This window comes from Bradyrhizobium altum, assembly GCF_020889705.1.
Taxonomy (GTDB): Bacteria; Pseudomonadota; Alphaproteobacteria; order Rhizobiales; family Xanthobacteraceae; genus Bradyrhizobium; species Bradyrhizobium altum.
The window spans coordinates 20,041-38,743 of the sequence record NZ_JACMYP010000026.1 but is presented as its reverse complement, the minus strand read 5'-3'; the positions used below and the strand labels follow the sequence as shown (position 1 = coordinate 38,743).

Here is an 18,703-nt window from a genome sequence, read left to right as displayed (position 1 = left end):
GCTAGCGGCCAACCTCGTACGGCCCGCCCTTCTCGAGCGCCCGCGCATAGGCCGGGCGCGCGTGGATGCGCTCGAGGAAGGCGACACATTTCGGATGGCCGTCAGCGAGCCCGCCGCGCGCGGCGGCAGCCTCGAGCGGAAAGCTCATCTGGATGTCGGCGCCGGAGAATTCGTTGCCGGCGAACCACTCGCTCTTGCCGAGCTCGCCTTCCCAATAGGCCATGTGCTGCTTGATCTGCGGATTGACCAGCGTGGACAGCGCCTGGTTCGAGACCTTGCGCACCAGCGGCCGCAGCAGCGCCGGTGCGCGCTTCGGCATCAGCGTGAACAGCAGCTTCAAGAGCAGCGGCGTCATCGCCGAGCCTTCGGCATAGTGCAGCCAATAGGTGTAGCGCAGCCGCTCCGGCGTATCGGCCTGCGGGATCAGACGGCCTTTGCCGTAGGTCGCGATGATGTATTCGAGGATCGCGCCGGATTCCGCGATGGTGTTGCCATTGTCGGTGACAACAGGCGACTTGCCGAGCGGATGGATCGCGCGCAGCTCCTTCGGCGCCCGCATGTCGGGCTGCCGCTGGTAGCGCACGATCTCGTAGGGCACGCCCAATTCCTCGAGCAGCCACAGTACGCGCTGCGAGCGGGAATTGTTGAGATGATGAACCGTCAGCATGGGCGTCCTCTGAAATATCGGCGCAATCGGGCGGCGTTTGGTGCCAGCCGGGAACAGGAAAGTCGAGATCCACGCGCCGCGCTTGCTGGAAATCACCCGGGCAATACGTCGCGCAATCGGAGAGGTCTACCATGAATCCTGCCTATGTCGCCTTCGAAGGCGAGCATCGCATCGGGGCCGGTGACCTCGCGGAGGTCGCACGCGCCGCCAAGCAGCTGCTCGACCGGCGCAAGGATGCCGCGGTCCTGGTGTTCAACGGCCGCACCTCGGCGCTGGTCGATATCGATTTCCGCGGCTCGGTCGACGACGTGCTGGCGCGGCTGCCGAAGCTCGCGCCTCCGCTCGACGAGGAGCCGGCAACGCCGGCCGGGCCGCGCGGTCCGGGACGGCCGAAGCTCGGCGTCGTCGCGCGCGAGATCACGCTGTTGCCGCGTCATTGGGACTGGCTCGCGCAGCAGACGGGCGGCGCATCGGTTGCGATCCGCAAGCTGATCGACGAGGCGCGGCGCGCGAGCGGCGACAAGGACCGGACGCGCAGCGCCCAGGATGCCGCCTATCGCTTCATGACAACGATGGCCGGCAACCGGCCAAACTACGAGGATGCGATCCGCGCGCTGTTCGCGCACGACCGGCGGCGCTTTGCGACGCTGATCGCGGACTGGCCGGCCGATATCCGTGATCACACGATCCGGCTCGCCTATAGCGATCAAGCGGACTGAGGCGCTTTCGCGCGAAATAGGTGGCGGCCGCGGGTGGGCGATTCGGCTTCAGAGCCGAACCGCAAACCCGCCCCGCCGCCGTCCTGACGGTCTCGATTTTTGGAAGTTGAACGTGTCCAAGCCTCCCTCTCTAGGCAAAGCTTTCCTGTCGTTCCTGGCGCCGATGCTGCTGAGCAATGTGCTGCAGTCGCTGTTCGGCACCATCAATGGCATCTATCTCGGCCAGATGATCGGCGTCGACGCGCTCGCGGCTGCGTCGGTGTTCTTTCCGGTGATGTTCTTCTTCATCTCCTTCGTGATCGGCCTGAGCGCCGGCGCCTCGGTCATGATCGGCCAGGCCTGGGGCGCGGGCGCACCCGACCGCGTCAAGGCGGTCGCCGGCACGACCATGACCGTGACGCTGCTGCTTGCGCTCGCGATCGCGATCCTCGGCGGCCTGTTCGCGCGCCCGCTGTTGATCGCGCTCGCCACGCCGGCAGACGTCCTCGACGCCGCGGTGTCCTATGCGCGGATCATGATGATCACGATGCCGGTGACCTTCGCATTCCTGCTGCTCGCCGCGATGATGCGCGGCGTCGGCGACACCGTGACGCCGCTGGTGGCGCTGACGGTCTCGACCGTGGTCGGCCTCGTGGTGACGCCCGCGCTGATCCGCGGCTGGCTCGGGCTGCCGATGCTGGGCGTCGCCAGTGCCGCCGTTGCTTCCGCGATCTCGGGCGTGGTGACGCTGCTGTGGCTGCATATCCACATGCTGCGGCATAAGCATCCGCTGGCTTTCGACGCCGCGTTCCTGCGCGCGATGCGGCCGAACGGCGCCCTGCTGCGCATCGTGCTGCGGCTCGGCATTCCGACCGCGATCGGCATGGTGGTGGTCTCGCTCGCCGAACTGGTGCTGCTCGGCCTCGTCAACGGCTTCGGCTCGGAGGCCACCGCCGCCTATGGCGCGGTCAACCAGGTGATCAGCTATGTGCAGTTTCCGGCGATCTCGATCGCCATATCCGTGTCGATCTTCGGCGCACAGGCGATCGGCCGCGGCGATTCCGGCCGGGTCGGCGCCATCGTCCGGACCGGGATCGAGATGAATCTCGCGCTGACCGGCGGACTGGTGGTGCTCGGCTATCTCTTCGCGCGGCCGCTGATGGGGTTCTTCATCGTCGACGGCGCGGTGCTCGCGCTGGCGCAGCAGCTTCTGTACATCGTGCTGTGGAGCATGGTGCTGTTCGGCATGGCGACGGTGTTTTCCGGGGCGATGCGCGCCGGCGGCACGGTATGGATGCCGCTGTTCATCTCGATCCTGGCGATGGCGCTGGTCGAGGTGCCGGTCGCGATCCTGCTCAGCCGTGCCATCGGCATCAGCGGCATCTGGATCGCCTATCCCGCCACCTTCGCCACCATGTTCGTGCTGCAGATGGCCTATTACGCTCTGGTATGGCGCAAGCAGACCATCAAGCGGCTGATTTGACATCGCGCGCTACGGCTCACATGATGAGTATCATATTCTCCTGATGGCGCCCGCGGCAGTTGGCCCATGCTAGAGAAATGCTAAACAAGCCCAAACGAGATAAGTCGAGGGGAGAGACCGCCGTGAGCCAGAATCCGCAATTCCTGTTCGATTTCGGCAGCCCCAATGCCTTCCTCAGCCACGAGGCGATCCCGGCCATCGAGAAACGCACCGGCGTCAAGTTCGAATACGTCCCGATCCTGCTCGGCGGCATCTTCAAGGCCACCAACAACAAGTCGCCGGCCGAGACGCTGGCGGGCGTCAAGAACAAGCCCGAGTTCATGAAGATCGAGACCGAGCGCTTCCTCAAGCGCTTCAACGTCAAGCCCTACACCTGGAACCCGTTCTTCCCGGTCAATACGCTGAACCTGATGCGCGCGGCGGTCGCCGCCCAGCTCGAGGGCGTGTTCGAGACATACATCGAGCTGGCTTTCCACCACATGTGGGTCGAGCCGAAGAAGATGGACGATCCGGAAGTCGCCGGCAAAGCCATCGCCGCCTCCGGCCTCGACGCCGCCAAACTGTTCGCCCGCGCGCAGGACGCCGACGTGAAGGCCAAGCTGATCGCGAACACCCAGGCCGCCGTGGAGCGCGGCGCGTTCGGCTCGCCGACCTTCTTCGTCGGCAACGAGATCTTCTTCGGCAAGGAGCAGCTGCGCGAAGTCGAGGAACTGGTGTCGGGAAAGTGAGATGAGCGAATGGCCAATAGCGGGTAGCGAATAGTCGACCAGTATCGCTATCTATTCGCCATTCCCCATTCGCTCTTCGCTCGCTTCTCGGGCAACAACAAAGAAGGACAAATTCCCATGCGCGTTCTCGTGGTCGGCGCCGGTGCGATCGGCGGATATTTCGGCGGCCGGATGATTCAGGCCGGCCGCGACGTTACTTTTCTCGTCCGGCCCCGCCGCGCCTCCGAGCTCGCCTCCGCCGGGCTCGTCATCAAGAGCCCGAACGGCGACGTCACGCTGAGCAATCCGCCGACCGTGCAGGCCGACAAGCTCTCGGACAAATTCGACGTCGTGCTCTTGAGCTGCAAGGCGTTCGATCTCGAAGACGCGATCAAGTCCTTTGCGCCTGCGGTCGGCGACAAGACCGCGATCATCCCGCTGCTCAACGGCATGCTGCATCTCGATGCGCTCGACAAGAAGTTCGGCGCTCAGCACGTGCTCGGCGGCCTCTGCGCGATCGCGGCGACGCTGAACGAGAAGCGCGAAGTGGTGCAGCTGCAGCCGATGCAGTCGCTCGGCTTCGGCGAACGCGCTGGCGGCCTGTCGGACCGGGTGCGCGCGGTCGCGGAGACCTTCTCCGCGATCAACGGTGCGGCTGCCAGCGACCACGTGATGCAGGACATGTGGGAGAAGTGGGTGTTCCTGGCGTCGCTCGCCGCCTCCACCAGCCTGATGCGGACCTCGGTCGGCAACATCCTGGCCGCGCCGGGCGGCAAGGATTTTCTGCTCGGCATCCTCGACGAATGCAGCGCGATTGCCGCCGATGCCGGCCACGCGCCGGGCGGCCCGTTCTTCCAGCGCACCCGCGGGCTCCTGACCACCGAAGGCTCGCCGATGACCGCATCGATGTTCCGCGACATCAAGGCGGGGCTGCCGGTCGAGGCCGATCACGTGATCGGCGACCTGATCGTGCGCGCCGATGCCGCCAAGATCCCGGTGCCGAAGCTGCGCACGGCCTACACGCATCTCAAGGCGTACGAGAAGCAGCGGCAGGCGTAACGCTATTGATGTCGTCCCTGCCTAGTGCGCAATTGCGCACGGGAGCAGGGACGACAACCATTTTGCCGCTACAAATGCGCCAGATAATGCGCGAGCGCGGTGATCTCTTCGTCGCTCAGTGGGTACGCCACGTCGGCCATCGCCGCCTGCGCTCCACCGGAGCGTACGCCCGATTTGTAGTCGTGCAGCGCCTTGACGAGGTATTCCTCGCGCTGGCCGGCGATGCGGGCGACCGCCTTGGTGCCGACAAAGGTATCGCCGTGGCATGAGGCGCAGCGGCGGCCGGCCGCGGCCTGCTTGCCCTTCTCGGACAATTCCGGATTGTCGTCCTTGCCGCCCTTGAACGGCGTCAGCGAGGCGAAATAGGCGCCGAGATTGCGGATGTCATCATTGGTGAGCTGCTCGACGATCGGCTGCATCTGCTCGTTCTTGCGCGCACCGGCACGGAAGAACACCAGCTGCCATTGAATGAACTGGTCGAGCTGGCCGGCGAGCGAGGGAATGTTCTCGGTCTGCGAGATGCCGTTGTCGCCATGACAACCGGCGCAGATTTCGGCTTTCGCCTTGCCGGCGGCGACATCGGCTGCCTCCGCAAAGGAGGTCATCGCGATTGCCGACGCGAACAGGATTCCGAGGGACGCGATACGCATTGCCAGTTTTCTCCTGACGTCATTGCCGGGCTTGACCCGGCAATCCATCTGGCTTGCAGAAGGGTTTTTGTTTGGATGGATGCCCGGATCAAGTCCGGGCATGACGAGTCTGTTCCGTGTTTGGCTTGCTGAACCAAACGAACGGGGCTGCAGCCGCCTTAAAGGCCACCGCAGCCCCGCATGGGTTCAACCGTTACTTCTTGCTGTAGCTGATGCGATAGATCGCACCGGCCCAATCGTCGGCGACGAGGATGGAGCCATCCTTGTCGAGCAGGATGTCGGCGGGACGGCCGAGATAGCCCTGGTCACCCTCGATCCAGCCGGAGGCGAAGATCTCCTGCTTGGCATTCTTGCCGTCGGGGCTCGCGGTGATCTTTACGATGCGGCCGCCCTGGTACTTGTGCCGGTTCCAGGAACCGTGCTCGGCGATCAGGATGCTGTTCTTGTACTCGGCCGGGAATTGGCTGCCGGTATAGAACTTCATGCCGAGCGGAGCCACGTGGGCGCCGAGATTGTAGACCGGCGGGGTGAACTCCGAGCACTTGTGACCCATCGCGAATTTGGTGTCCGGCAGGTTGCCCTGGTGACAATAGGGATAGCCGAAATGCTCGCCGATCTTCGAGATCATGTTGAGCTTGTCGCTCGGCAGATCGTCGCTGATCCAGTCGCGGGCGTTTTCGGTGAACCAGTATTTGCCGGTGCGCGGATCGACGTCGCCGCCGACCGAGTTGCGCACGCCAAGCGCATAGATTTCCGCGTTCCCGGTCTTGGGATCGACGCGGCGGATCTGCGACACCGAGGTCGGCGGGACGCCGATGTTGAAGGGAGGTCCGAACGGAAGGTAGAACCAGCCGTCCTTGTCGACGGCGATGTATTTCCAGCCATGCGCCGCGTAGGACGGCATGTCGTCATACACCACCTTGCCTTCGCCGAGCTTGTCGAGATTGGCTTCGGCATTGTCGTACCTGATCAGCTTGTCGACCGCGATGACGTAGAGCGCGCCGTCGCGGAAGGCGAGGCCGGTCGGCATGTTGAGGCCCTTCAGGATGGTCTTGACCTCCTTCTTGCCGTTGTTGTCCTTGATCGCATAGACGTTGCCGAGGCCGAACGAGCCGACGAACAGCGTGCCCTTGTCGCCCCAGGCCATCTGCCGCGCGGCGAGCACGTTCGAGGCATAGACCTCGATCTTGAAGCCCGGCGGCAGCTTGATCTTCTTCATCATCGCGTCGAGTTCGGCGTCGGATGCGCCGGTCGGCGGACCGGACGGCGGGGCAAGGCCCTTCTGCGCTTCGGTCTCGTCGCCGAGGAACCAGTCATCCGGCGGATGGGTCCAGAATTCCTTGGTGCCGGACTCGTACTTCTTCAGCGCCCGGTTCTTGTCGGTTTGTTGCTGCGCATTGGCGATGGTTGTCCCCGCCAGCAGCGCAATCGCCGCGAACGCAAGTATGGATCGATTGAAAGCCGATTTCATCGCGTCACTCCCCTACGCAAGCCGTTGCAGCTTGCCTGTTATTGATTTTGAACGCCTTGAGAGATGATGGTGGCGGTCTGTGAGGTAGGTCAGACGGCAAAATGGTAGCACATCCAACGACGCTGAAAAGCGCATGCTCGGGTGTGCGCTGCGTCAAAACAAGTTGAGACGAAATTTGAGACGAAATTTTCCTGCGCTGACTGCCTGATAACAAGGCATTCTGCACCGCAGCGTAATATTCGAATGAAGCTAACGCTCGCGATCGCGTCTATCGCGACGAGAGGCGCGAAAGCCCGAGTGCCTGCGCCTTGGCCTTCGACAGCGGACTGAACAACGCGCTGCGTTTCTGCCCGCTGGAGATCGCTGCGATCTCGAAGCCGTCATCGGCGGCGATGATGTCGCCGGTCCGCAGCGTCATGTCGTCCGCGATCGCAATCGGCGACAGTCCGGTGGACGCGCCGGCGCTGCACGCGCATTGCGGCACGATCTCGCGCTGGAATCGGAATGCATCTGCGAGCGCCTTGTAGCTCTCGTCCTCTTTCGGTTGTAGCGCTGTCGATGTCCGAGCCGGAACACAGCTTCACCGCGGCGGCGGGACAGACCGCCTCGCAGGTCCCGACATCCGGCGCCGCACTCACGCGCGGCAGCGGGAAGAAGCGGCCCTCGCGGGCCGCGGCATCTTGACCGCGAGGTCACGGCACTGCCTGAACTGCAAGACCGTCCGAACAGCAAAAAAGCCCGCACCAATGGGCGGGCCTTCATTAGACTGTCAGCTCGGTCAGCGAGATATTTTGGAGCGGGCGAAGGGGCTCGAACCCTCGACCCCGACCTTGGCAAGGTCGTGCTCTACCACTGAGCTACACCCGCATCCGAAATGGCGGCGATCGCTCGCCGGCAACGGCAGACCTATGCCAAATGCCGTCTGTGAATGCAACACAAGAGCGCGGTCCGAACTTCACGAAATCGCACGGTTTCCTTAAAAATTGACCCCGAATCGGCCGAAACCGGTCATCGCGACGATTTCTTTTTATGTTTCGGCCGGAACCAGCCTCAGGGCCATCTCATCCCGGAGCGATTCGAGCCAAGTCTCGAACCAGCCGGTCAGCGTCTGCACCAGTTCGACGCGGCAGTCCGCGTCGCAATCGAACACCGCCCACCATTCGATAAAGGCCCGGTCGCCGTCGACCACCGGGGTCACCCGCAGGGTCGCGCTGAAGTCCGTCACCGGAAGGGTCGGCGGACCGGCAAATTCGTAGGTCTGGAAGCGCTCGACGTCGGACTGTGCGAGCAGCCGCTGTCGGACCCGCCGTTCCCGGTACAGGACGTTGCGCACGGCGCCGATGGTGTCGCCGGACTTGCCGTCCTCGATCTCGCTGGTGCCCGCGCCATGGACCCAGACCGGGTAATTGTTGAAATCGCGGATGATTTTCCAGACCTCGCCGGCCGGCTGCTCGAACACGGTGCTGTAATAGGCCTTTGCCATGGGCGATCTCCTGTTGCCATGAAGGAGCGCCATCGTCGGCCGTTCCGGACCTCAAACCCACCCGATCTCCGATGGAACAGACCTGGCGGCGAGCGATTGAATTTTGCCGGCCGACCGCCATCTACGGAGCATGTTCCGGGATCATGCTCTAGGCTGACAGAACGGCTGAACACGCCGTCCGGAGCGTGCTAGAACGCCCCCGTATTTTTCCGATCTCAGAAGACCAAGGCGAGGACAACGTGACGATAATGGAGCAGGGCGGCCCCACGCCCGAGGCAGCGCCCGATCTGATCAAGGAGACGACGACCCAGACCTTCGTCAAGGACGTCATCGAGGAATCGCGCCGCCAGCCGGTCATGATTGACTTCTGGGCGCCGTGGTGCGGTCCGTGCCGCCAGCTCACGCCGATGCTGGAAAAGGCGGTTCGCAATGCCAAGGGCCGGGTCAAGCTGGTCAAGATGAACATCGACGAGCATCCGCAGATTCCCGGCCAGATGGGCATCCAGTCGATCCCGGCCGTGATCGCCTTCGTCAACGGCCAGCCCGCCGATGGCTTCATGGGCGCGGTGCCGGAGAGCCAGATCAACGCCTTCATCGAGAAGATCACCAAGGGTGTGCCCGCCGCCGGCGAGCCCAATCTTGCGGAGATCCTGGCCGAGGCCGACGCCGTGCTGGCCGAGGGCGATGTCGAGGGTGCGGCGCAGATCTATGCCGAGGTGCTGGCGCACGACGCCACCAACATCGCGGCGCTGGCCGGCCTCGCCAAGTGCTACGTCACGTCGGGTGCGGTCGAGCAGGCCAAGCAGACGCTTGCGATGGTGCCGGAATCCAAGCGCAATGACGCCGCGGTGAAGGCGGTGCAGGCGGCTATCGATCTCGCCGAACAGGCGCAGTCGGTTGGCCCGATCGCGGAGCTGGAACAGAAGGTCGCCGCAAACCCGCTCGATCATCAGGCCCGGTTCGATCTTGCGACCGCGCTCAATGCCATGAACAAGCGCACGGAGGCGACCGAGCAGCTGCTCGCGATCGTCAAGCGTGACCGCAAGTGGAACGACGACGGCGCGCGCAAGCAGCTGGTGCAGTTCTTCGAAGCGTGGGGCGGCACCGATGAGGCAACCGTCGAGGGGCGCAGGCGGTTGTCGACGATTCTATTCTCGTAACGTACGCCCGTCACAGCACCGGGACCGCAGATGCCGATCAATGCCGAATATCGCGGGCCCGGCGAGCTCCCCGAGGTGATCCCGGTGTTCCCGCTGCCGGGCGCGCTGCTGCTGCCGCGCGGCCAGATGCCGCTCAACATCTTCGAGCCGCGATATCTCGCGATGATCGACGACGCGCTGCGCGACGGTCACCGCCTGATCGGCATGATCCAGCCCGACGTGGCGCATTCGCAGAAGGAGGCGAAGCCGGCGCTGTTCCGCATCGGCTGCGTCGGCCGCATCACCCAGCTCGCCGAATCCGGCGACGGCCGCTACATCCTCGAACTGACCGGCGTCGCGCGTTTCAAGGTGGTCGAGGAGCTGACCGTGCAGACGCCGTACCGGCAGTGCAAGGTCGACTTCTTCTCCTTCGCCGGCGACTTCACCGCGCGCAAGGGCGAGGACGCCGTCGATCGTAAGGCGTTGCTCGAAGTGCTCGCGGATTTCCTGGAGGCCAACAATCTGAAGGTCGACTGGGAGGGCATCGAATCCGCGCCGAACGAGGCGCTGGTCAATGCGCTGGCGATGATGTCGCCCTATGGTCCGGCCGAGAAGCAGGCAATGCTCGAGGCGCCCGACCTGAAGACCCGTGCCGAGATCCTGATCGCGGTCACCGAGATGGACCTCGCCAAGAAACGCACCTCCGGCGACCCGCCGGTGCAATAAGGCGCTTCACCGCAACTCTCGTCGGCCCAGCCAGATGTGAAGCGGAAACATCAGGGAGAAGGCAAATCCCGCTGTGAGGTGGATCCAACTCATCCAGGGCCGCACCTGCTCGGATCCAAGATAATAGAGCCCGAAGGCGGTCACGATCAGCACCGCATTGAACGCCGCCATGATCGATCCCGAAATGCGATTCTTGCGGCTCCGCCACGCGCGCAGCAGATGCACGGGGATAAGGGCGCCCAGCGTCAACAGCGCCAGCATGGCGACCCCGCCATGAACCATCAATAAATTGGCCGCGGCCTGCTGCCAGATCTCGTCGCTGGCAACGTTCTTTTGCCAATCCGCCACCAACCAGCCTGCGCCGGTCAGCAACAGCGCTCCGAACGTCGCGTGCATCGAATAGCGAAATGAACGTTTAAGCCGCAAGATGCACCGCCTGAGGCCAGTCGGAAGTGATCTGAACATCGCCGTCGGTCGAGATCAGCAAGGCACTTGCCCTGTAGTGCTCAAGCAGGTCGCCGGCTTCGGTCCCCGAGATCATGACAGCCTTCGTCAACGCATCGGCGATCATGCATGAGGGCGCGCAGACCGTGGCGCCGATCGCGACGTTGGTCGGATTGCCCGTGGCCGGATCGATGATTGCCGAAGTGCCCGGAGGCGCTCCGTCGACCAAATCAAAACGAAGTCCGGTCGATGCCAGCGCCTGATCAGTCAGCTCGACACCAGCGAGCAAGCGGAGCGGGTCGCGGGGGTCGCGCAGATGGACCGTGTGCTGCCCCTGTCCGAACACCCGAAGATCGCCGCCGGCATTCACCACTCCGCCCGGAATATCGAAGCTGCGTAACACCTCGACGGCGCGGTCGACGGCAAAGCCCTTGGCGATCCCTCCGAGATCGATCGCGATGCCCGGTGATCGAAGGCGCACTGCTTGTTCGGGCAGCAGCTCGATCGAATTGTCGAGGCTCCGTTCCGGCCCGATGACGCGATCGCCGTCCGGTTCGGGCAGCAGGCCCATGGCTTGCAACACCGGCGCAACGGTGACATCGAAGGCACCCTTGGAGCGGCGATGCATCTCGAGCGCCGCCTCCAGGACCTCGAACGTCCAGGCGTGAACGCGCGTCGGCCGGACGCCGGCTTCCCGATTGACGCGGCTGATGTCGCTGTCGTGCTCGTGAAAGCTCATCAGCCGATGAACCCGCGCGACGGCATCGAATGCGGCGTCAATAGCGGCATCCGTTTCGGGTCCGGCGGCAGCCGCGACCTCGATCTCGACGAAGGTGCCGAGCAGCGGCCGGGCGCGGCGAATACTATCGGAGGCGATTGGCATAGGCGGCCAAAATCCTCTTCACGCCCTCAGTGACATGCGTCGACGACAGCGTCGCGCCGGAGATATTCCGGATGTCGCCGTTGATCTTCAACGCGCTGCCGCCGGTCTTGCCGACGAATTGCGCCAGCCAGCTCGGACTCCGGATCTCGCCGCCATAGGACTCCCGATATTGCAGGATCTCGACCTTATGCACCGCGCCGCCCGGCGTCAGCGCCACTGCATAGTCGATGAACAGGTGCTTGCCGATCACCCGGTCGAAGACAAAGAAGCCCGCGACGTTGCCTCCGGCTTCGGCCTTCCAGACCCGGCCTGCCTGGACTTCGGTGAAATGCGTCGCCGACGGAAACGCCTGCTTCTGCGCCTCCTCGATCGACAGATACTGAACGGCATAGGCCGGCGAAGCAGCCGACACGATCGCCGCCGCAGGCAGTGTATATCGAACCCACGTCATCTCTCACCTGGCTCCAATCGTTTTCGTCATGCGCGCGGAGCGTTTGCTCCGCCGCGGCCGTGCTGATCTCAGAAGAAGAATCCGACGCCGCCGAGGAACGAATCCGACATCGCGCCGGTGATGCTCTTGTCGATGACGTGCTGATAGGTCGCCTTCAGCGCGATCTTCGGTGACGGGAAGAGCGCGAAGCCGGCGGTGTGGAACTGGCGTTGGCCGGCGCCGGTCGGCATGTTGGCATCCGTTCCGGCAAAGCCGCCGCTCTGCAAATTCTGGTAGGTGTAGCGATAGAAGGGCACCGCCTCCCACTCGCTGTTCAGGATGGTGCCGAGCGGCACGTGATAGGCGATCTCGCCGGAATAGCCGTTCATCGCCTTGCCGACATTGTTGGTGGGATCTGAATCGTTGTTCGCGCGCAGGTTCTCCGGATGGCTGAATTCGGCGTAGACATACTCGCCGCGAAGCTCGAGGCCCGTTTCAGGGACGCGGTAGCGGAACTCAGCGTCGAACATCGCCAGACTGGAGTGGCCGAGGAAGTTGCCGAGATCATCGTGCGCCCCCCGTGGCGTCGTGTTCGGCGAGAAATAGGCGCTCACACTTCCCGCGAAGCCGGGCACGAATGTCGGCGTGACGTCGAGCCGTCCGGAGACGGCGACGGCATTGTTGAGCTGCTGGAAGTCACCGAGCGGAGGCCTGGAGAACCCGAGCCCATTCAGGCCATCGATGCCCGCGGCGTAGGGCGTTCCGGGAAGCGGCACGGTCTTGGCCGCGGTGCGATTGTCGAAGGTATCGCCGAAGTCCTCGTTGCTGGTGCTGACCATCACCTGATACTTCAGATCTTCGCTGATGGTGCCGTAGACGCTGCTCGACGGCACCTTCCAGGTCGATGGAATGAGGCCGTTGTACAATTCGGGCCGGTTCACACTGTAGAACTGCGTCGGCTCGTGATGCTGGTTGATGTAGCCGATCGGCACGAGATCGATGCCGGGCGCGCGCCAGTTGAACTGATCGAGGATCTTGAAATCGATCCAGAGCTGCTCGATCTCCGCGGTGCCGTGCAGTTTGTCGTCGTTGTCAAAACCGGACCCTGCGTGCTCGAACTCGATCTCGGCGTTGAAGATGATGTTCGGCGTGATCGCATAGGTCGGCAACAAGACGAATCGTGCAGCATCGAAGCCCTTCTGCCATTGGCCGTTGGCGGCAGGGTTTTGCATGCTACCGAACTTGATCTCGCCATAGGCGCCGATGCTGAGACCGGCCACGGGCGAGTCCGCCAGCCCGAGAATAGGCTTGTCACCCACCGCCGGAAGCGGGGGCAGCTGCAACATCGGCTTGGCCGGCGTCTGCGCTGATTGAGCCGCGGGCTTGCCCTTGGCGTCCTTCGGGTCCTTGGTGTCTGTCGCCTCTTTCGGCTCGACCGACGAAGCGGCGGCATTGGCGCTCCGGATCGAGGCCGCCTGCGGCGCCGGTGTGCGGCTGTCCTTCTGCTTCAACTCGGCCTCGAGCGCCTGGATACGCCGCTCCATCTTGTCGAGCTTTTTCAGCAACGCCTCGTTCGCGGTATCTTCAGCCCCGAATGCGCTGCCGCTGCTGATGATCGACAGCGCGGTCGCCGCGAGCAGCGCCGCGCGCCTGGAATTAAAGCCAAGTTCGAATATCGATGCACCTAACCCCACGCGACGATGCGATGACATGTGCCCCCTGCTCTGCGGAAACGAAAAGCCCGCGACATAAGGGCGCACCTAACACCACTGAGAATTATTTCGGAGAGTTTCCGTCATCCGAGTGGCAGCTCGGCGATTAGAATCGCTCAAGTTTGGAATTAGAATAAGAATAAGCTTCAACTGTTGGTCGGGATCATCCGGCGCCGAAGGCGGATTTGCGCATGGGCTTCCGAAGACGCGGCCCGGTCCGACGGCTCGAAGCTGCTTACCGAGGACTGCGGAAAAGCTTCCGCCCGGTGAACATCGCGCGCACCAGGTTCTGACGCTGCAGCAATCCCACCACGATGACGCCGAGCACATGCAGGGCGACCAGGATGATGACCGCATCCGAGGCATAGGCGTGAGTGTCCTCGACCCACCAGACCCCGAAGAAGGTCACCGTGACCTCCATTGCACCCGTGATCGCGGAGACCGCGAGCGTGAGCAGCAGTGCCACCAACATCACGGTGCCCGCGGGGTTGAGTCCGATATAGCGGCCGGTGATGCCGCGGCGGAGATTCCAGATGTAGCGCGGCGCGGCGCGCAATCGGACGCCGAGCTTGCCGAAGCGCGCATAGCGCGTGCCGGCAAAGCCCCAGATCAGCCGGAACGCCAAGAGCCCGATCACGGAATAGCCCGCCAGCCGGTGCAGCCGGTCATAGACGTTGGGCGTCACCCATGCGACCAGGACGAGGATGGCGAGCGCCCAGTGCCAGAGCCGCAGCGGCAGGTCCCAGACCTGCACGGTGGTGGCGCCGCGGGCGCCGGGCGCCGCCTTCGTCATCGCGTCTGTTTCACTTCGCGATCGTGTGCTTCAGGCTGAGATCCTCCGGGCTGTAGAACAGCTCGTAGAGCTTGCCTTCCTTGACGCCGTACACTTCGTAGCAGGAGCCCTCGACCTTCGAGCGGCGCACCTCGTAGCCGGCGGCCTTGGCCTTGGCTTCGGCATCGGTCGCCGGCTTCCACGACGCCTTGTCGAGCTTGGTGCAATTCTTGTAGCCGTCGGCGAACGCCGCCGAACCGGTAAGCCCCAGAACGCACGCTGCAAGCGCAGCGCTCATAATCACTCTCACGCGCATCTCCCCTCCGTTGACGATCATGCCCACAACGCCATCGCGCTGAGCACATGCGTGAACAATGCCGAGGTGATTGCCAAGTCAAGGAAGCGCTGACGCGTCACGCTTTAGAGAAATTCTAACGGCCGCGAAAACCGCTTTGCGCTCCACACGCAATTTGGTTTTGACCGCTTGCTGCGGCCTTACGTCTCATAGGTCTGCCGGCGCGGCCTTTCGGTCAGGACGCGGCACCCGCCATTGCCAGACGAACCGCGGGGCGTTCGGTTGCTACGGGCATCCGCCCACTGATCATCTGTGCGACCTTCTCGCTCTGGACCGCGGGGCTGAAGTGGAAGCCTTGCACTTCCACGCAGGCGTCGGCGCGCAGGATGTCGAGCTGCTCCCTCGTTTCAACGCCTTCGGCCGTCGTCGTCTTGCCGAGGCTGACGGCGAAGCGAACGATCGCGCGCGCGATCCGGCGCGACTCGTCGGTTGCGCCCGCGAGTTCGGACACGAAGCTGCGGTCGATCTTGACTTTGTCGAACGGAAACTTCTGCAGGAAACTCAGCGACGAGTAGCCGGTGCCGAAATCGTCGAGCGCGATCCGCACCCCGAGATCGTGCAGCTGGCCGAGCGCCGCGAACACCGCCTCGCTGTCCTGGATGATCGCCGTTTCGGTGACCTCGAGCTCGAGCCTGTCAGGCGAAACGCCCGAGCTCGCCAGCGCGTGCACGATCACCGGGACCAGTTCGGGGCTCCTGAATTGCACCGGCGAAAGATTGATCGCGATCTTGAGGTCATCGGGCCATTTGGCGGCTTCCGCACACGCGGTGCGCAGCACCCATTCGCCGAGCGGCACGATCATCCCGGTCTCTTCCGCCAGCGGGATGAACTGCGCCGGCGAGACCATGCCGCGTTGCGGATGATGCCACCGCAGCAGCGCCTCGAACCCGCAGGTCTCCCCGCTCGCGACGTTGATGAACGGCTGATAGTGCAGCTCGAACTCGCCGTCGGCGAGCGCGCTGCGCATGTCGCGTTCGAGGCTGCGCCGGGTCTGCAGCAGCCGGTCGAGCTCCGGCTCGAAGAAGCGGAACGAGCCGCGCCCGCCGCTCTTGGCCGAGTAGAGCGCAAGATCGGCGCTGCGCAGGACCTCGTCGGAATCGGTGCCGTCGCGTGGTGCGATCGCAATCCCGATGCTGGTCGTTGTGGTCACCCGATGATCGCCGAGATCGATCGGCTCGCTGAGCGCCTTCCTGATTCTCTCGGCGAGCACACCGGCTTCCGCGACCGGATCGGTGACGTAGTCGATGACAGCGAACTCGTCACCGCCGAGCCGCGCGACCAGCGTGGTATCGCTGACGCACCTGCGCAGACGCGAGGCCACCGACTTCAGCAACGCATCGCCCGCCGGATGCCCGAGGGTGTCGTTGACGTCCTTGAAGCGGTCGAGATCGAGCATCAGCACCGCAAGGCTCGGTCCGCCGCACCGCGCGCCGGAGAGCGCCTGCTCCATCCACTCCTTGAGCAGCACGCGGTTCGGCAAATCGGTCAACGCGTCGTGTTGCGCCATATGGGTAATCTTGGCCTCGGAGCGCCGCTGCTCGGTAACGTCGCGATGCGTCGCCACCCAGCCGCCGCCGGGCATCGGCTGCCGCGTCACGCAGATCAGCCGACCGTCGGCAAGCTCGTCGACCCGGCTGCTGATCTCGTCGGCCGGCAGCGCATTCAATGTCGCGAGCACCTGGGTCGCGGCGCTGTCGCTGGTCTCGCCCCTGAGAATGCCATTGGCGATCCGATGCGTGATGATCTCGCGATGCGCGGTGCCGGGCAGCAGCAATTCGGGCGGCAGCCGGTACATCTTGGCGTAGCGCTCGTTGCACACCACGAGGCGCTTCTCCGCATCGAACATGCAGAGCCCCTCACCCATGTGGTTGATCGCCGTATCCAGCCGGAACCGCTGTTCCTCGAGCTCCTTCTGCGACGCCTCGACCTGCTGCCGCGCCAGCGAGAGCTGGCTGATGATCTCCTCGAAGCGGCGGGTGCGAAGCGCGAGGCGCCGGTCGGCAAGCACGCCGACCAGGCTCATCCCGAGCACCGAGAGCGCCACGCCCGCGATCACGATGGCGAGGAAGGCGGGAGAGAGCGACAGGGCTTCCGGAGCCAGCAGCAGGTCCGGAACGATCTCGACCGCGCCCATCGCGGTGAAATGATGCGACACGATCGCAAGCGTCAGCAACAGCGCCGCGACGAGCGACATCCAGCGATCCTGGTAGCGGACCGCGACCGACAGCGCGGCGTAACCGAACAGCATGCCGAGCACGATGGAGGCCGCCACGAGATCCATCGACCACACCACATGGCCCGGCACTTCCAGCGCCCACATTCCGAGATAATGCATGCTGGCGATGCCTACGCCGATCACCGCGCCGCCGACGGGCGCACGCCAGCTGCTGGAGTCGCTGGCGGCAAGGCCGAGGCCGCCGGATGTCAGCATCATCGCTGCGACGAGCGACAGGCCGGTCAGGACGATACCGTAGCCGGTCGGCACGCCCGGCTCGTAGGCGAGCATGGCGATGAAATGCGTTGCCCAGATGCCGTAGCCGATCGCAGCTCCCGCGATCGCGATCCAGATCAGCCGCGTCCTCGCCTGTGAAGCGATCGCGCGATGGAAGATGTTGACGGCGACGATGCTCGCAACGAAGCAGACCAGGCCGGCGAGCAGAACGAGCCGCCAGTCATGCTCACCTGAAAGACACGTAAGAACACGAAACATACGTCGGTCCATGGTTGTCCGCGCCGACAAGCTAGGCCGATTGAATTGTCTTCTCGATAATTTTCTACAACTTTCAGTGGCATGGTTATCCACGCGTAAGCCGATTCCGCACGGAAATTGATGGCTCCATAAATATTGCACACGTCCTGCGATCGCGCGGGTCCTCAAGTCTCGAGCGGGACGAGCAGCGTTTCACCGGTTGCGACGGCGACGCCACGCCCTGCGCGTTCTCCGCGAATCATGCGCAGGCCGATGCGATCGGTCGTCATGCGCCCGCTAGTAACCGGCGGCGGCAAGCGCCACGACGGCGCTCATCGCCATCCAGCCGAAATGCCGGCCACGGGTCGCGACTGCATTGGCGAGCGCGGCGCTGCCGAACACGATGGCGAGCGTTGCCACGATCCAGTGCCGCGCGGCATCGGAGGCCATCGCCGGCGCGGCGACCAGCAGCACGCCGCCGCCGATCCAGGCGACCGTGCCGGCCTGATAAACCAGACGAAGCAAGAGACGCAGCCGCGGCGGTTCGACGGTGGCGCGTGCGAACACTTTGGTCTCGCCGAGAACGCCGTGGATCAGGCTGACCAGGATGGCGATGATGCCGGCGCCTTGCAGCAAAAGATCACGCATCGCGACACCTCCATACAGTTCTGTATGGATAGGACACCGCCGGCTGGCGCCTGTCAATACACTTGTGTATGGTCGGGCGCGGGCGGGGAACCATGACGGAACAGCTCTCGGTCAAGGACTGGCTCGATCAGGGCCTGAAGACACTGGCGAAGCACGGCTTCACGGCGCTCAAGGCCGAGCCGCTGGCCAAGGCCATGGGGGTCTCGCGCGGCAGCTTCTACTGGCATTTCGCCGACATCGGCGCCTACCGCACCGCGATCCTCAACCATTGGCGCGAGGTCGCAGCCGAGCAGGTGATCGCCGAACTCGAGACCATTCCGGAAGGCGGCGATGCGCTGGCGCTGCTGCTGCGCCGCGCCTTCTCGGCGCGGCTAGCACTGGAACGCGCGGTGCGCAGCTGGGCCACCGCCGATGCCGCAGCGCGCGCCGCCGTGCTCGAGGTCGACCAGCGCCGCATCGGCTATATCGAAACCCTGCTCCGGCATGCCGGATTCCCCGACGGCGTGGCGCGCGGCCGGGCGCAGATCTTCTATTGGGCGTTCATCGGCTACGCGCTGTCCGAGCAGACGCTGCCGAAGCCGCGTCAGCAGGCCGCAATCGACGAGCTGTTGCGGATGACCAAGCGCTGACAGCTGACACGAGAATGTGCTACACGACGGCCAGTTAGTTCTGACGCGTTTTCTTCAC

General features: G+C 64.2%; 20 protein-coding genes and 1 tRNA gene. 7 read left to right on the top strand and 14 right to left on the bottom strand.

Features of this window, described 5'->3' with window-relative positions; all coding sequences use genetic code 11:
- Position 1 precedes the first annotated feature (1 nt).
- Positions 2 to 667, bottom strand: coding sequence for a glutathione S-transferase family protein (locus H8B02_RS10225; protein ID WP_229166126.1), 666 nt, complete (start codon positions 665 to 667; stop codon positions 2 to 4).
- A gap of 131 nt (positions 668 to 798) precedes the next feature.
- Between H8B02_RS10225 and H8B02_RS10220 the strand changes: the two genes are divergently transcribed.
- The 4 genes from H8B02_RS10220 to panE all read left to right on the top strand — a co-directional run bounded on the left by H8B02_RS10220 (position 799) and on the right by panE (position 4,614).
- Complete coding sequence (locus tag H8B02_RS10220; protein WP_229166125.1) at positions 799 to 1,386, top strand: DUF2239 family protein; 588 nt, start codon at positions 799 to 801, stop codon at positions 1,384 to 1,386.
- A gap of 106 nt (positions 1,387 to 1,492) precedes the next feature.
- Positions 1,493 to 2,848, top strand: a complete 1,356-nt coding sequence (locus H8B02_RS10215) for an MATE family efflux transporter (protein ID WP_229166124.1) — start codon at positions 1,493 to 1,495, stop codon at positions 2,846 to 2,848.
- 77 nt (positions 2,849 to 2,925) lie between these two features.
- Positions 2,926 to 3,576, top strand: coding sequence for a 2-hydroxychromene-2-carboxylate isomerase (locus H8B02_RS10210; RefSeq protein ID WP_376711635.1), 651 nt, complete (start codon positions 2,926 to 2,928; stop codon positions 3,574 to 3,576).
- A 117-nt stretch (positions 3,577 to 3,693) separates the two neighbouring features.
- Positions 3,694 to 4,614, top strand: coding sequence for a 2-dehydropantoate 2-reductase (gene panE, locus H8B02_RS10205; RefSeq protein WP_229166122.1), 921 nt, complete (start codon positions 3,694 to 3,696; stop codon positions 4,612 to 4,614).
- 68 nt (positions 4,615 to 4,682) lie between these two features.
- Here panE and H8B02_RS10200 read toward each other — a convergent pair whose 3' ends face one another.
- The 5 genes from H8B02_RS10200 to H8B02_RS10180 form a co-directional block, all read right to left on the bottom strand.
- The gene (locus tag H8B02_RS10200; protein WP_376711634.1) at positions 4,683 to 5,264 is read right to left on the bottom strand and encodes a c-type cytochrome; all 582 of its coding nucleotides are present in this window, start codon (positions 5,262 to 5,264) and stop codon (positions 4,683 to 4,685) included.
- A 193-nt stretch (positions 5,265 to 5,457) separates the two neighbouring features.
- The gene (locus H8B02_RS10195) at positions 5,458 to 6,735 is read right to left on the bottom strand and encodes a PQQ-dependent sugar dehydrogenase (RefSeq protein WP_229166121.1); all 1,278 of its coding nucleotides are present in this window, start codon (positions 6,733 to 6,735) and stop codon (positions 5,458 to 5,460) included.
- Positions 6,736 to 7,003: 268 nt separating this feature from the next.
- On the bottom strand, positions 7,004 to 7,219 hold the full coding sequence (locus tag H8B02_RS10190; RefSeq protein ID WP_229166120.1) for a hypothetical protein: 216 nt from the start codon (positions 7,217 to 7,219) through the stop codon (positions 7,004 to 7,006).
- A gap of 308 nt (positions 7,220 to 7,527) precedes the next feature.
- A tRNA-Gly gene (locus H8B02_RS10185) sits at positions 7,528 to 7,602 on the bottom strand.
- A gap of 160 nt (positions 7,603 to 7,762) precedes the next feature.
- A complete protein-coding gene (locus H8B02_RS10180) occupies positions 7,763 to 8,218 on the bottom strand; it encodes an SRPBCC family protein (protein ID WP_229166119.1) in 456 nt (151 codons plus the stop codon).
- Positions 8,219 to 8,457: 239 nt separating this feature from the next.
- Between H8B02_RS10180 and trxA the strand changes: the two genes are divergently transcribed.
- Together trxA and H8B02_RS10170 are read left to right on the top strand one after the other, a co-directional pair.
- Entirely contained in the window at positions 8,458 to 9,378 is a 921-nt protein-coding gene (gene trxA / locus H8B02_RS10175) for a thioredoxin (RefSeq protein ID WP_171947937.1), read from the top strand.
- Positions 9,379 to 9,408: 30 nt separating this feature from the next.
- Positions 9,409 to 10,083 (top strand): LON peptidase substrate-binding domain-containing protein, encoded by a 675-nt coding sequence (locus tag H8B02_RS10170; protein ID WP_229166118.1) that lies wholly within the window; start codon positions 9,409 to 9,411, stop codon positions 10,081 to 10,083.
- A gap of 6 nt (positions 10,084 to 10,089) precedes the next feature.
- Here the strand turns inward: H8B02_RS10170 and H8B02_RS10165 are convergent, their stop codons facing one another.
- The 8 genes from H8B02_RS10165 to H8B02_RS10130 all read right to left on the bottom strand — a co-directional run bounded on the left by H8B02_RS10165 (position 10,090) and on the right by H8B02_RS10130 (position 18,016).
- A complete protein-coding gene (locus H8B02_RS10165) occupies positions 10,090 to 10,509 on the bottom strand; it encodes a hypothetical protein (protein WP_229166117.1) in 420 nt (139 codons plus the stop codon).
- On the bottom strand, positions 10,499 to 11,410 hold the full coding sequence (locus H8B02_RS10160; protein WP_229166116.1) for an FAD:protein FMN transferase: 912 nt from the start codon (positions 11,408 to 11,410) through the stop codon (positions 10,499 to 10,501). Before H8B02_RS10160 ends, H8B02_RS10165 begins: the two co-directional genes overlap by 11 nt.
- Positions 11,391 to 11,861, bottom strand: a complete 471-nt coding sequence (locus H8B02_RS10155; RefSeq protein WP_229166115.1) for an FMN-binding protein — start codon at positions 11,859 to 11,861, stop codon at positions 11,391 to 11,393. The genes H8B02_RS10160 and H8B02_RS10155 overlap by 20 nt, the downstream gene beginning before the upstream one ends.
- Before the next feature lie 68 nt (positions 11,862 to 11,929).
- Positions 11,930 to 13,552, bottom strand: a complete 1,623-nt coding sequence (locus H8B02_RS10150) for a hypothetical protein (protein ID WP_229166114.1) — start codon at positions 13,550 to 13,552, stop codon at positions 11,930 to 11,932.
- A 235-nt stretch (positions 13,553 to 13,787) separates the two neighbouring features.
- Positions 13,788 to 14,345, bottom strand: a complete 558-nt coding sequence (locus tag H8B02_RS10145) for a cytochrome b/b6 domain-containing protein (RefSeq protein WP_229166113.1) — start codon at positions 14,343 to 14,345, stop codon at positions 13,788 to 13,790.
- A 10-nt stretch (positions 14,346 to 14,355) separates the two neighbouring features.
- Complete coding sequence (locus H8B02_RS10140) at positions 14,356 to 14,622, bottom strand: PepSY domain-containing protein (RefSeq protein WP_376711636.1); 267 nt, start codon at positions 14,620 to 14,622, stop codon at positions 14,356 to 14,358.
- A 232-nt stretch (positions 14,623 to 14,854) separates the two neighbouring features.
- Entirely contained in the window at positions 14,855 to 17,389 is a 2,535-nt protein-coding gene (locus tag H8B02_RS10135; protein ID WP_229166111.1) for a bifunctional diguanylate cyclase/phosphodiesterase, read from the bottom strand.
- A gap of 276 nt (positions 17,390 to 17,665) precedes the next feature.
- Positions 17,666 to 18,016, bottom strand: coding sequence for a hypothetical protein (locus H8B02_RS10130; RefSeq protein WP_207834136.1), 351 nt, complete (start codon positions 18,014 to 18,016; stop codon positions 17,666 to 17,668).
- Positions 18,017 to 18,108: 92 nt separating this feature from the next.
- Here H8B02_RS10130 and H8B02_RS10125 point away from each other — a divergent pair, with 92 nt between their 5' ends.
- Complete coding sequence (locus tag H8B02_RS10125; RefSeq protein ID WP_229166110.1) at positions 18,109 to 18,645, top strand: TetR/AcrR family transcriptional regulator; 537 nt, start codon at positions 18,109 to 18,111, stop codon at positions 18,643 to 18,645.
- Positions 18,646 to 18,703: the final 58 nt, after the last annotated feature.

What these genes read in the sequence shown, in the direction of transcription:
- H8B02_RS10225 (WP_229166126.1), bottom strand. Translation starts at nt 667, where the DNA reads ATGCTGACGGTTCATCATCTCAACAATTCCCGCTCGCAGCGCGTACTG.
- H8B02_RS10220 (WP_229166125.1), top strand. Translation starts at nt 799, where the DNA reads ATGAATCCTGCCTATGTCGCCTTCGAAGGCGAGCATCGCATCGGGGCC.
- H8B02_RS10210 (WP_376711635.1), top strand. Translation starts at nt 2,926, where the DNA reads ATGCTAAACAAGCCCAAACGAGATAAGTCGAGGGGAGAGACCGCCGTG.
- panE (WP_229166122.1), top strand. Translation starts at nt 3,694, where the DNA reads ATGCGCGTTCTCGTGGTCGGCGCCGGTGCGATCGGCGGATATTTCGGC.
- H8B02_RS10200 (WP_376711634.1), bottom strand. Translation starts at nt 5,264, where the DNA reads ATGCGTATCGCGTCCCTCGGAATCCTGTTCGCGTCGGCAATCGCGATG.
- H8B02_RS10195 (WP_229166121.1), bottom strand. Translation starts at nt 6,735, where the DNA reads ATGAAATCGGCTTTCAATCGATCCATACTTGCGTTCGCGGCGATTGCG.
- H8B02_RS10180 (WP_229166119.1), bottom strand. Translation starts at nt 8,218, where the DNA reads ATGGCAAAGGCCTATTACAGCACCGTGTTCGAGCAGCCGGCCGGCGAG.
- H8B02_RS10170 (WP_229166118.1), top strand. Translation starts at nt 9,409, where the DNA reads ATGCCGATCAATGCCGAATATCGCGGGCCCGGCGAGCTCCCCGAGGTG.
- H8B02_RS10160 (WP_229166116.1), bottom strand. Translation starts at nt 11,410, where the DNA reads ATGCCAATCGCCTCCGATAGTATTCGCCGCGCCCGGCCGCTGCTCGGC.
- H8B02_RS10155 (WP_229166115.1), bottom strand. Translation starts at nt 11,861, where the DNA reads ATGACGTGGGTTCGATATACACTGCCTGCGGCGGCGATCGTGTCGGCT.
- H8B02_RS10150 (WP_229166114.1), bottom strand. Translation starts at nt 13,552, where the DNA reads ATGTCATCGCATCGTCGCGTGGGGTTAGGTGCATCGATATTCGAACTT.
- H8B02_RS10145 (WP_229166113.1), bottom strand. Translation starts at nt 14,345, where the DNA reads ATGACGAAGGCGGCGCCCGGCGCCCGCGGCGCCACCACCGTGCAGGTC.
- H8B02_RS10140 (WP_376711636.1), bottom strand. Translation starts at nt 14,622, where the DNA reads ATGAGCGCTGCGCTTGCAGCGTGCGTTCTGGGGCTTACCGGTTCGGCG.
- H8B02_RS10135 (WP_229166111.1), bottom strand. Translation starts at nt 17,389, where the DNA reads ATGTTTCGTGTTCTTACGTGTCTTTCAGGTGAGCATGACTGGCGGCTC.
- H8B02_RS10130 (WP_207834136.1), bottom strand. Translation starts at nt 18,016, where the DNA reads ATGCGTGATCTTTTGCTGCAAGGCGCCGGCATCATCGCCATCCTGGTC.
- H8B02_RS10125 (WP_229166110.1), top strand. Translation starts at nt 18,109, where the DNA reads ATGACGGAACAGCTCTCGGTCAAGGACTGGCTCGATCAGGGCCTGAAG.